Consider the following 11,637-nt stretch of genomic DNA (forward strand, 5'->3'; position numbering starts at 1 on the left):
AGGGTGTCCGGTTCCCCGGCCGGGTGTGACGACACCGTCGTTGGTGTGTCGGTTCGGTGGAGCGGTCCGATAATCGCAGGTGAAGGCCGTGAGTGCAGCGGTCTGGCAGTGTTCCGCGCCGGACGTTGTGCAGTCGTTACGGGGCTGCCTCCTCACCCGTTATGGATTCGACACGGAGAAAGCGCCGCCACCGGCTCGGGTGGGGGGTCGTATTCGGGTTGTCCCGGTCGGATGACGTGGGCGGACGGCTCTCGGCGGGCGTTCCGTGGTGAGCTCGGAGGAGCCGTCGAGCGGCCGGTTTGTTGTCATGGCCGCGAAGAACTGGCGGACTGGCGGTGTATGAAGGCTGAAATTCACCCCTGCGAGTGACGGCGGTTTTCCACAGGGCCGAGTTGCCTAGGAGTTATCCACAGGATTTCGGAACGCGGTGGCCGGGATTTCCTTCGGGGCGCACTCTCAACTCGCACCGCTCGATTCCGTACGGTGCATCGGCGAGAACGGAGAGTGGGCCGTGAACGAGACGCACGTGACGGTGCTCGGCAATGTCGCGACGGAGGTGAGCTACGGGGAAACCGCCGGCGGGGTGCCGATGGCGAACTTCCGGCTCGGCTGCACCGAGCGCCGGTACGACCGGCAGCGCGAGTGCTGGGTGGACGGCGAGACGCAGTGGCTGACGGTGACGGCCTGGCGGGCGCTCGCGGTCAATCTGATCGGCTCGCTGGCCAAGGGGGACCCAGTGCTGGTGAGTGGCCGGCTGAAGGTGCGGGAGTGGACGGAGGGTGAGGTGAGGCGCAGTCGGGCCGAGATCGACGCCCGGTCGGTCGGGCACGATCTCACTCGCGGTACCTCGGCGTTCCGGTGGGCGACGGGGGTGCGCGGGCAACCGCCGGGCGGTGCGGGGCCCGCCGGGGCGGAGGCCGGGAGCGAGCCGGTGCCCGACTGGATCGTGAACGCGCTGGAGGCGCGCAAGGCCTCGGCGGTGGCCTCGGCGCCCCGGTTGCCGGAGCCGCCGCCGGGCGGGCGGCGGTTTCCGGGAGAGCAGGGCGGGGCGTCCGGGTGGGAGATCGGAGGTGAAGACCAGGCGGTGCCGGAGTGACGGGTCGATGACCTTACCTGTCGACAAATATGTTGGTCGAGAAGGCTGTTGCGCCCGCACGCGCAATCTCGACCAGATTACGGAAAGCGGCGGAGGGGTTCTGGTTGATCGTCAGCATGTGTAGGACCCGAGGGGGTTGATAACGATCCAGATACGGTATCGTCCTGATTTCGCATGGGGGGTTCCGGGCCTCTGAGGCTCAATAGGATTCGTCTGGTTCATACCCGCAGCGGTGCCACAGGGGGCACGCGCGGCACGGCAAGTCGGCGGGCTGCCCATCATGCGGCCCGACCCGGAGGGATCCCAGATGTTCCAGAGGCAGGGGCGGAGTCTGTCCCGCATATCCACTGTCATGCTCACGACCAGCTTGGCGCTGGGCGGAGGCCTGTTCGCGGCCGGTGCGGCGGCTGCGGCGGGCACCCCGGCTTCGGGTGTGACCGCAGTGGTCCAGAACACGATGCTCGGCGAGAAGGTCGACGTCGAGGGCGGCGGGACCGTCGACGCCGGTCTGTTCACCCTCAAGACCGCCGACGGTCAGCTGCAGACCTACTGCATCGACTTCGGCTTCCCGGTGGACATCCGGAAGGCGATCGAGTACCAGGAGTCCGACTGGTCCTCCAGCTCCCTCGGCAAGCCGGACCGCGCGCCGGCCGCCGCCAAGATCCGCTGGATCCTGGAGAACTCCTACCCGCAGGTCAAGGAGGCCGCGCTGGCCAAGGCCATCGGGGTCGACAGCCTGACCGCGGAGGACGCCGCCGCGGGCACCCAGTCCGCGATCTGGAAGTTCTCGGACAACAAGAACGCCACTCCGCACAGCGAGGGCGCCAAGAAGCTGCGGGACTACCTGGTCAGCGACGCCAACAAGGGCATCGCCGCCGAGCCCAAGCCCTCGCTGAGCCTCAACCCGGACTCCGTCTCCGGCAAGTCCGGTGGCAAGCTCGGCCCGTTCACCCTCAACTCCAGCGCCGCCGAGGTGAAGCTGGCCGTCTCCGGCCCCGCCGCCGACAAGGCCAAGCTGGTGGACAAGGACGGCAAGCCGGTCGGTGCCACTCTGGCCGGTCCGATCGCCAAGGACACCCAGCTGTTCCTGGACGTCCCGGCCGGGACCCCGGACGGTTCGGTCGTCCTCAACGGCAACGTCGAGACCGTCGTGCCCAGCGGCCGGGTCTTCCTCAGCAAGGGCTACACCGCCGACAAGCACAGCCAGACCATGATCCTGGCCGGCTCCAGCAAGGTGAGCGTCGCCGCCACGGCCAAGGCCACCTGGAAGCAGGGCAAGGGCGCGCTGATCGACAGCTCCGCCAAGGTCGAGTGCGTGAACAACGGCGTGCGGGTCTCCGTCACCAACGGCGGTGACGAGGCCGGCACCGTCACGGTCGGCAAGCAGCAGCTGACCGTTCAGCCGGGCAAGACCGAGACCGTGCTCGTCAAGGTCGAGGAGAAGACCGCCTACGACATCACCGTCACCGGCCCGAACGGCTACAGCCGCGAGTTCCAGGGCGTGCTCGACTGCAAGACCAGCACCGGCACGACCCCGAGCTCGGGCCCGTCCACCCCGGCGTCGACCGGCACTCCGTCGACCGGCACCCCGTCGGCCACCCCGAGCAGCACCGCCGGCCAGCCGGCCCCGGCGACCACCAGCGCCGCCCCGGGCACCGGTGGCCTGGCCCAGACCGGTGCCAATGACTCCACCCCGATCCTCGCCGCCGTCGCTGGTGGCCTGGTCGTGGCCGGTGGCGCCGCGGTCTTCGTCCTGCGCCGCCGCGGCCGCCACGGTCGCACCACCGCCTGAGGCACCTGAGGCACCTGAGGCACCTGAGGCACCTGAGGAGCCCGAAGCGCCCCGAGCGTGACCGAGCCGACTGACCGGGCCGGGAGGCACTGACCTCCCGGGGCCCCGAACGCGGCACCCGGCCCGGCTCCCCGCACCCGCTGCGGGGAGCCGGGCCTTCGCCGTCCCCGGGCCGGACGGGGAAGCCCGCCGGTGAACGGAGAGCGCCCCCGGAGCAACGGGCGGTCGACGCCCGGGCGGTGCGTGACCGGCGGGCGGCGGAGGGCGGCGGCGAGGCGCCGCTCCGGATACCCCCACGGGGTCACCTGGGCGATTCGGGCCTCCGGGCCGGGTGCGGCACAATGGAAGGCTGCAAGCCGAATTACTCCCGACGACGCCGGAGCGATCTCACGTGGCGGAATACATCTACACGATGCGCAAGGTGCGCAAGGCTCACGGAGACAAGGTCATCCTTGACGACGTGACGCTCAGCTTCCTCCCCGGAGCGAAGATCGGCGTCGTGGGCCCCAACGGCGCGGGTAAGTCCACCGTGCTGAAGATGATGGCCGGCCTGGAGCAGCCCTCCAACGGCGACGCCTTCCTCTCGCCCGGCTTCACCGTCGGCATGCTGCTCCAGGAGCCGCCGCTGGACGAGTCCAAGACGGTCCTGGAGAACGTCCAGGACGGCGTCAAGGAGATCAAGGGGAAGCTCGACCGCTTCAACGAGATCGCCGAGCTGATGGCCACCGACTACTCGGACGCGCTGCTCGACGAGATGGGCAAGCTCCAGGAGGAGCTGGACCACGCCGAGGCCTGGGACCTGGACGCCCAGCTGGAGCAGGCCATGGACGCCCTGGGCTGCCCGCCCGGCGACTGGGCGGTCACCAAGCTCTCCGGTGGCGAGAAGCGCCGCGTCGCGCTCTGCAAGCTGCTGCTGGAGGCCCCCGACCTGCTGCTGCTCGACGAGCCCACCAACCACCTGGACGCCGAGTCGGTGAACTGGCTGGAGCAGCACCTGGAGAAGTACAAGGGCACCGTCGTGGCCGTCACCCACGACCGGTACTTCCTGGACAACGTCGCCGAGTGGATCCTGGAGCTCGACCGCGGCCGCGCCTACCCGTACGAGGGCAACTACTCCACCTACCTGGAGACCAAGCAGTCCCGTCTCAAGGTCGAGGGCCAGAAGGACGCCAAGCGCGCCAAGCGCCTCAAGGAAGAGCTGGAGTGGGTCCGCTCCAACGCCAAGGGCCGCCAGGCGAAGTCCAAGGCCCGTCTGGCCCGCTACGAGGAGATGGCGGCCGAGGCCGACAAGATGCGGAAGCTGGACTTCGAGGAGATCCAGATCCCGCCGGGCCCGCGTCTGGGCAACGTCGTCATCGAGGTCGAGAACCTCAACAAGGCCTTCGGTGAGAAGGTCCTGATCGACGACCTGAGCTTCACCCTGCCGCGCAACGGCATCGTCGGCATCATCGGCCCGAACGGCGCCGGCAAGACCACCCTGTTCAAGATGCTCCAGGACCTGGAGACCCCGGACTCCGGCACGGTCAAGGTCGGCGAGACCGTCAAGATCAGCTACGTCGACCAGACCCGCTCCAACATCGACCCGAAGAAGACCCTCTGGGAGGTCGTCTCCGACGGTCTGGACTGGATCAACGTCGGCCAGGTCGAGATGCCGTCCCGCGCCTACGTGTCGGCCTTCGGCTTCAAGGGCCCGGACCAGCAGAAGCCGGCCGGCGTCCTCTCCGGCGGTGAGCGCAACCGCCTGAACCTGGCGCTCACCCTCAAGCAGGGCGGCAACCTGCTGCTCCTCGACGAGCCCACCAACGACCTCGACGTCGAGACGCTCTCCTCGCTGGAGAACGCCCTGCTGGAGTTCCCCGGCTGCGCCGTGGTCATCTCCCACGACCGCTGGTTCCTGGACCGAGTGGCCACCCACATCCTCGCCTACGAGGGCGACAGCAAGTGGTTCTGGTTCGAGGGCAACTTCGAGTCGTACGAGAAGAACAAGATCGAGCGGCTCGGCGCCGACGCCGCCCGTCCGCACCGGGCCACGTACAAGAAGCTGACCCGGGGCTGACACCCAGCCGTCACGACGGCCCGGCAGACTGCCCCCAGGGGCGGCCTGCCGGGCCGCGGCCCGCCGCCACCGCCGGCCTCCGCCGGGAACGGCGACGACGGGCGACCGGACACCGAGGAGAACTCCCGTGGCTCGCCACATCTACGCCTGCCCGCTGCGCTGGTCCGACATGGACGCCTTCGGGCACGTCAACAACGTGGTCTTCCTGCGCTACCTGGAGGAGGCCCGGATCGACTTCATGTTCACCCAGGCCGCCGAGGCCGGCGCCGGGGAGTTCGCGGGCGGCTCGGTGGTGGCCCGCCACGAGATCGACTACAAGCGCCCGCTGGTGCACCGGCCGGAGCCGGTGACCATCGAGACCCGGGTGACCCACATCGGCGGCGCCTCGCTGACCGTCTCCTACGACATCAAGGACGTCCACGAGGACGGCAGCGAGACGGTGTACGTCCGGGCCTCCACCGTGGTCGTGCCCTACGACCTGGCCGAGGGCCGGCCGCGCCGGATCTCGGCGATCGAGCGGGAGTTCCTGTCCCGGTTCATGGACGAGGAGCCTGCCGTCGCGGCAGTCTGAAAGCCCACCCCCCCCACGACGATTCGAGCTGAGCCGCGTTGACCGTCACCGCCCGCCTGGCCCTCACCGACACCCGGGAGGCCGCCGACCTCTCCGCCTTCCTGCTGCGCCTGCTGCGCTTCGACAAGGCGGCGGCCGTTCGGCTGCGGGCGGTGGCGCCGGCCGAGGAGGACGGCGTGCTGGCGGTCTTCGGACGGCTGCCGCTGGGCGGTTCGGGCGCGCTGGTGATCCGCACCGCCCGGCTGAACGGTCTGGACGAGCCGGTCGACCTGACCGCCTCGGCCGGTCAGCTGCTGGACGGCGTGGACACCGAGGCGGGCGTCGTCGCGCTGCCCGCACCGGTGACCGGTCCGTCCTGGGCCGGGCTGCTGCCGCCGCGGGCCGGCTGGCGCCCGGTGGGCACGCCGCCGGTGGCCGAGGTGTACCCGGAACTGATGGCCGGCGTACGGGAGTTCCGCGAGCGCAGCGAGACCGTCCCGGCGCACCACCGCAGCCGCGCGGTGCTGGACGCCCTGGCCGACGAGATCTGGTCCCGCCCGGTCGGAGCGCTGCCGGAGCTGCCGCTGCGGGCGGTGCACGCCGCGTACGTGATCGGCTTCCTGACGCCGGGCGCCCCGCTCACCGTGCACAAGGCGGGCGGCTGGCTGCGGTTGAGCGCCCCGGCGGGCTCGGTGGTGGTGCGCACCGCGGCCGCGCCGGGCGCGGGGCTCGGGCTCAGCCCGCTGCGCTAGGGCCGCGCCGGCCGGTGGTTCAGCCCGGGGTGTTGATCATCGATGTGGCGGCGTACGTCAGGTAGTCGAGCAACTGCCGCTCGTGCTCGGCCGGAAGCTCCAGGCTCGCCACGGCGGCCCGCATGTGGGTCAGCCAGGCGTCGTGCGCGGCCTTGTCGACCTTGAACGGCGCGTGCCGCATCCGCAGCCGCGGGTGGCCGCGCCGCTCGCTGTAGGTGCGAGGGCCGCCCCAGTACTGCATCAGGAACAGCGCCATCCGCTCCTCGGCCGGGCCGAGGTCCTCCTCGGGGTACATCGGCCGCAGCAACTCGTCCTCGGCGATGCCCTCGTAGAACCGCCGCGCCAGCCGCCGGAAGGTCGGTTCACCGCCGACCTGCTCGAAGAAGGTCTCCTCGCTGAACGTGCCTCGCCGGATCTCTGTCACCTGACCATGGTCGCAGACGCCGACGGGGCCGTACACCGGGACCAAAGGCGTACGACCCCGTCGGGCCTGTCCGGCCCGGGGCTCGGGAATCAGCGGGGGAGTGCCCGGGTCAGGCGTCTTCCCACTTGAAGAGCTTCCAGGCGATTCCGGTTAGTACGGCCGCGAAGAGCAGCAGTCCACCCATGGTCGGGAGGGCGTCCATGACGCCGCCGCCGCGGGTCAGCACCGACTGGGCGGTGTTGACCAGGTAGTGCAGCGGCATGACCTTGGAGACGGCCTGCAGCCAGCCGGGGGCGCCGTCCATCGGGAAGAAGGAGCCGGAGAGGAAGGACATCGGCAGCACGATGATCTGCGAGATGCCGTTCGCGGCCTCCTCGGTCTTGGCGACCGAGCCGGCCAGCAGGCCGATCGACATGAAGGCGAGCGTCGCGCAGGCCACCAGCGGGAGGACCAGCCACCAGTTGCCGGTGAGCTTGAGCCCGAAGACGCTGGTGGCGACCACCAGGAAGACGGCGGTCTGGAGGAACGCGGTCAGCAGCGAGACCAGGATCCGGGAGCTGACCACCGTGCCGGCGCTGATCGGGGCCAGCCGCAGCCGGCGCAGCACCTTGGTCTTGCGCCAGTTGACCAGGGTCAGCGCGGCGCCGAACACCGCGCCGGTGGCGACGGCCCAGCCGAGCAGGCCGGGGGTGAGGAACTGGATCGGCTTGAGCGACCTGTCCTCGACCTGCTGGGCGTCCAGCACGTAGGCCGGCTTCTGGCCGGTGGCCGCCTGGTTGGCGCTCTGGACCACCGAGTCGACGATGCCCTGGAGCGCGCCCGCGCGGACGCCGTCGGCGGCGGTGAAGCGCAGCTCGACCTTGCCGTCCGGGCCCTGCTTGATCAGCGCGTCGTAGTCGCCCTTGCGGACCTTCTCCAGCGTGGCGGCCTCGTCGTCGGTCCTGGTGATGGTGAGGACCTTGTCCAGCCCGGCCCGCTCCTCGCCCTGGATCGAGTCGAACAGCTTCACCGCGCCGACCTGCGCCACCTTGGCGTGCGGGCTGCCGGAGCCCTTGGTCACGCTGCCGAAGAACACCAGGAACACCAGCGGGAACAGCAGGATGAAGAAGGTCGCGGTGCGGTCGCGCTTCATGCCGAGCAGCATCGCGCGGGACAGGCTCCAGAACGCGCTGACCCGCTCCCCTCCGCTCTTGGTGATGTGCTCACTCATGCGTCCGCCTCGCTTCGCTCGGCAGAGGCATTCGCCCACACGCACCTCTTGATGATTCGCTCGCTACGCTCGCTCATGCGCGGAACTCCCGTCCGGTCAGCTGGAGGAAGACGTCCTCCAGGGTGGCGCCGCGCACTTCGAGGCCGCGCAGCGCGTTCTGCTCGGCCAGGACGCTGAGCACCGGGGCCGGGAGGCGGGTGGAGACGGAGAGCGAGACGGTGTCGTCCTCCAGGTTGGCGATGTCGGCGCCGGCCGCGGTCAGCAGCTCGCGGGCGCGCTCGACCGGCAGTTGGCCGGAGGCGACGCTGATCCGGACGGTGTCGTCGATCTCGCGGATCAGGGCCGCCGGGGAACCGGTGTGCAGGACCTTGCCGTGGTCCATGATCGAGACCCGGTCGCAGAGCACCTCGGCCTCGTCCAGGTAATGGGTGGTCAGGACGACGGTACGGCCTTCGGCGTTGATGTCCCGCAGCAGGTCCCACAGGTTGCGGCGGGCCTGCGGGTCGAGGCCGGTGGTGGGCTCGTCCAGGAAGACGAGCTCCGGGTCGTGGGCCAGCGCGCAGGCGATCGACAGGCGCTGGGCCTGGCCGCCGGACATCTGGTCGGTGAGGGTCGTGGCCTTCTCGGCGAGGCCGACCCGCTCCAGCATCGCATCGGCCCGCTTGGGGCCGACCCCGTAGAACGACGCGAAGGTGTGGATCGTCTCCCGGGCCGTCAGTTTCCGGAAGAAAGCGGAGGCCTGGAACTGCACGCCGATGCGCGGCAGCAGTTTCGGATTGCGCGGCCAGGGGGCCATCCCCAGCAGCTCGACCCGGCCCTCGTCGGGTTTGCGGACCCCTTCCAGGATCTCCATGGTGGTGGTCTTCCCGGCGCCGTTGGGGCCCAGGATCCCGTAGAACTCGCCGGCCTCGACGGTGAGGGACACCCCGTCGACGGCCTGCACATCCCCGTACCGCTGACGTATGCCGTCAGCGGATATAGCAGCAGTCATGGGCCCTGAGAATAGGGCTAACGGCGAGCCTTGTGCACGTCCGGGCCGGGGAATTCAGGGATTTCTCGGGGAAGGTGGAAACAAAAGCGGGCCGGGCGGAAGTCGAATTCCGCCCGGCCCGGCCGGAGTTGTCTCCGACGCATCATCACCGACGCGTCGGGAATCAGGTGTTCAGGCGCGGTGCACCGTGATCGTCGTCCAGGCACCGATGTGGATCCGGTCGCCGTCGTTCAGCGGTACGGCGGTGTGCGGGGCGATCGGCTCCGCGCCGCCGTTGACGGTGGTTCCGTTGGTGGAGTCCTGGTCGACCAGCACCCAGCTGCCGTCCGCCTGTTCGGCGAGCAGCGCGTGCTGGTGCGAGGCGCCCGGGTCCTCCGGCGGCACCGACAGATCGATCTCCGGGACGGTGCCCCGGTGTTGGCTGCGCCGGCCGATCCGCAGCTGGCCGCGGCCGGTCAGCGGGATGCGGCGCTCGGGGCAGTACGGCGGGAAGAACAGGCCGGCCGCCTCGGGGCCGCTGCGGGCCATCATCTCGGTGAAGTAGTCGCGGTCGGCCGAGACCACCGCGATCCAGTTGGGCCGGACCGGCTCCACCGGGGCGGCCTCCGGCTGGTGCTGCGACTGCGACTGCGGCGGGGCCAGGTGGAAGGAGGTGCCGAAGTCGCCGCCGCGGGTGTTCGGGCCGGGGCCGACCGGCTGGGCGTACACCGGGCCGGAGTCCTCGCGCACCGGGGCCTCGGGGAAGGCGCCCTCCGGTGTGAGCCCCTCCTGCCCGCCGGCGGGCAAGGAGGGCGGGTAGCCGTAGGTGTGCGGGTGCGCGGGCGGCTGGGGCTGCTGCGGGATCGCCGCGCCGCCGCAGGACGCCGGGATGTTGAGCGGCGGCGGGGGCTGGGCCGGCCCGGGCCCGGGCACGCCGACGGCCGGGGCCTGCCGGCGCGAGGGCGTGGACAACTCGTAGTCGTAGCCGCACTCCTCGCAGAAGCGGCCGGTCTGCGGGCTGCGGCAGATCGGGCAGACGGCCAGGCCCTCGGTGAGGCCGGGCGGCGCCGCGGGCGGCGGTACGGTCCCGGGCGGCGGGTAGGAGCCCGGGAACGGGTAGGCGCCGGTCGGCGGCGGTGGGACGGCTCCCGGCGGTACGGCTCCCGGCGGCGCGGGCGGAGGCGGCGGCGCTCCGAAGGAGGCGCCGCCGTGCTGCGTGTGCCCGGCGGGCGCGTGGCCGGTGCCGGGCGCTCCCGGGTAGCCCGCGTGGGCTCCCGGGGCCGGGGCCGGCGGTGTCATCGGGAAGCCGCAGAAGTCGCACCAGTCCTCGGCCTGCGACTCGTGGCCCCTCGGGCAGATCGGCATCAGGTCCCCCTCGTTTCGGGCCGGTGTGGTGCGGTGTCGCGCCGGGCGGCCGGCCCGATCACGTCTTCAGCGGTCACTTCTTCACACGTACCGTCTTGGTCGACCGGGTCTCAAGGGTCATCGAGTCGGCCTCGCTCACGTCCTTACGGAACCGAACCGTACCCTCCTTCGGGTCCACCACGTCCACCACCTTCTGCAGCAGCTTGTAGGTGCCCTCGTTCCCGGTCGCGTGCGCGATCCGGACGGCGGCGCCCAGCTTGGAGGTTGCGGTGTCGACGTCCCCGGCCCGGTGGGCCTCCAGGCCCTCCTGGATCGAGGAGGCGAGCTCGGCCTGCCCGGTGTAGTGGGCGACCTGCGGGCTGATCCGGGTGGAGGAGGCCAGGTCGTCCGTCCAGACCGCCTTGACCAGGCCCTGGCTGAGCACCTCGGGGGTGCCGCCGCCGACCTGCGGGGGCAGCACCAGGCTGACCCGGGCGGCGAGCATCTCGTTGCCCACCGACGCGGCCGGGACCTCGACGCAGACGTGGTAGTCGCGGCTCTCGTCGCCCCAGGAGCCGGTCGGGTAGTCGCCGGCCCGGGGGCCGGCCTCGGTGCGGCGGTCGGTCAGGTCCTCGACCGAGGGGGCGACCTGCTTCACGAACTTGACGGTGGCGTTGGCCGGGGTCCAGATCCGCAGCGCGACGTCGGCGACCTGCTTGCCCATCGCGCCGGCCATCATCGAACGGAAGTCCTCGGCCAGGCCGGAGGGTTCGGCGACGATGTCGGTGGTGCCGAGCAGCGCCGAGGAGATCTTGCGCAGCTCGTCGATCCGCCAGTCGGTGCCGACGCCGCGGCAGTCGGCGGTGAAGTGGCCGGTGACCCGCTCGATGGTGCGGGCGAGGTCCTCCGCCGACTCGTGCTCGTTGTTGCCGTCGGTGAGCAGGATGGCGTGCCGGATGGCGATGTCGCGGCGGGTGAGGAAGAGCCTGTCGGCCTTGGCCAGCCAGGTGCCCATCGCGGTGCCGCCGGCCGCGGTGAGCCGGCGCAGTGCCTCCTTGGCCTGCCCGCGGGTGCTCGCCGAGGCGGTGGCGAGGGTGCCGTCGCCGGGGTAGATGTCGCGGGCCTCGTGGGTGCCGGCCACCACGGCGAAGGCGGTGCCGTCGCGCAGCGCGTCGATGGCGGCGGCGGTGGCCTCACGGGCGCCGTTGATCTTGGTCTTGGGGTAGTCCATCGAGCCCGAACAGTCGACCAGGATCACCACGGCCGCGGTGGCGTCGCCGCCCTGGGCGCCGGCGTCGGTGATCCCGAGCGGGCGGCCGCCGGAGGTGCCGCCGCCGGTGGCGGTGACGGTGACGATGGCGTTGACCTCGCGGGCGCCGTCGGCCAGGTACTCGTTCTGGAAGATCTCCACGTCGAACCGGGGCAGGTTCGGCTTCGCCAGTG

10 protein-coding genes are annotated in these 11,637 nt (G+C 71.1%); 5 read left to right on the plus strand and 5 right to left on the minus strand.

Annotated elements, in window-relative coordinates; translation table 11 throughout:
* Positions 1-511 precede the first annotated feature (511 nt).
* The 5 genes from J0670_RS16220 (at position 512) to J0670_RS16240 (ending at position 6,246) form a co-directional block, all read left to right on the plus strand.
* A complete protein-coding gene (locus J0670_RS16220; RefSeq protein WP_307806543.1) occupies positions 512-1,096 on the plus strand; it encodes a single-stranded DNA-binding protein in 585 nt (194 codons plus the stop codon).
* A gap of 352 nt (positions 1,097-1,448) precedes the next feature.
* Complete coding sequence (locus tag J0670_RS16225) at positions 1,449-2,888, plus strand: Cys-Gln thioester bond-forming surface protein (RefSeq protein WP_207812287.1); 1,440 nt, start codon at positions 1,449-1,451, stop codon at positions 2,886-2,888.
* Positions 2,889-3,279: 391 nt separating this feature from the next.
* Positions 3,280-4,944, plus strand: a complete 1,665-nt coding sequence (gene ettA, locus J0670_RS16230) for an energy-dependent translational throttle protein EttA (RefSeq protein ID WP_207812288.1) — start codon at positions 3,280-3,282, stop codon at positions 4,942-4,944.
* Between the two features lie 127 nt (positions 4,945-5,071).
* Positions 5,072-5,515: a thioesterase family protein gene (locus tag J0670_RS16235; RefSeq protein ID WP_207812289.1), complete on the plus strand. Its 444-nt coding sequence runs from the start codon at positions 5,072-5,074 to the stop codon at positions 5,513-5,515.
* 38 nt (positions 5,516-5,553) lie between these two features.
* Positions 5,554-6,246 (plus strand): hypothetical protein, encoded by a 693-nt coding sequence (locus J0670_RS16240; protein ID WP_207812290.1) that lies wholly within the window; start codon positions 5,554-5,556, stop codon positions 6,244-6,246.
* Between the two features lie 19 nt (positions 6,247-6,265).
* On the opposite strand, the gene J0670_RS16245 is transcribed toward J0670_RS16240, so the two are convergent.
* The 5 genes from J0670_RS16245 to J0670_RS16265 all read right to left on the minus strand — a co-directional run bounded on the left by J0670_RS16245 (position 6,266) and on the right by J0670_RS16265 (position 11,635).
* The gene (locus J0670_RS16245; protein ID WP_207812291.1) at positions 6,266-6,670 is read right to left on the minus strand and encodes a globin; all 405 of its coding nucleotides are present in this window, start codon (positions 6,668-6,670) and stop codon (positions 6,266-6,268) included.
* A gap of 109 nt (positions 6,671-6,779) precedes the next feature.
* A complete protein-coding gene (locus tag J0670_RS16250; protein ID WP_243437095.1) occupies positions 6,780-7,880 on the minus strand; it encodes an ABC transporter permease in 1,101 nt (366 codons plus the stop codon).
* 73 nt (positions 7,881-7,953) lie between these two features.
* Positions 7,954-8,871 carry an ABC transporter ATP-binding protein gene (locus tag J0670_RS16255; RefSeq protein WP_207812292.1) on the minus strand — a complete coding sequence of 306 codons (918 nt, stop codon included), beginning with the start codon at positions 8,869-8,871 and terminating at the stop codon, positions 7,954-7,956.
* A gap of 171 nt (positions 8,872-9,042) precedes the next feature.
* A complete protein-coding gene (locus tag J0670_RS39925) occupies positions 9,043-10,215 on the minus strand; it encodes an FHA domain-containing protein (RefSeq protein ID WP_207812293.1) in 1,173 nt (390 codons plus the stop codon).
* 73 nt (positions 10,216-10,288) lie between these two features.
* On the minus strand, positions 10,289-11,635 hold the full coding sequence (locus tag J0670_RS16265) for a VWA domain-containing protein (protein WP_207812294.1): 1,347 nt from the start codon (positions 11,633-11,635) through the stop codon (positions 10,289-10,291).
* Positions 11,636-11,637: the final 2 nt, after the last annotated feature.

The organism is Streptomyces sp. FH025, from assembly GCF_017427025.1.
Lineage (GTDB): Bacteria > Actinomycetota > Actinomycetes > Streptomycetales > Streptomycetaceae > Kitasatospora.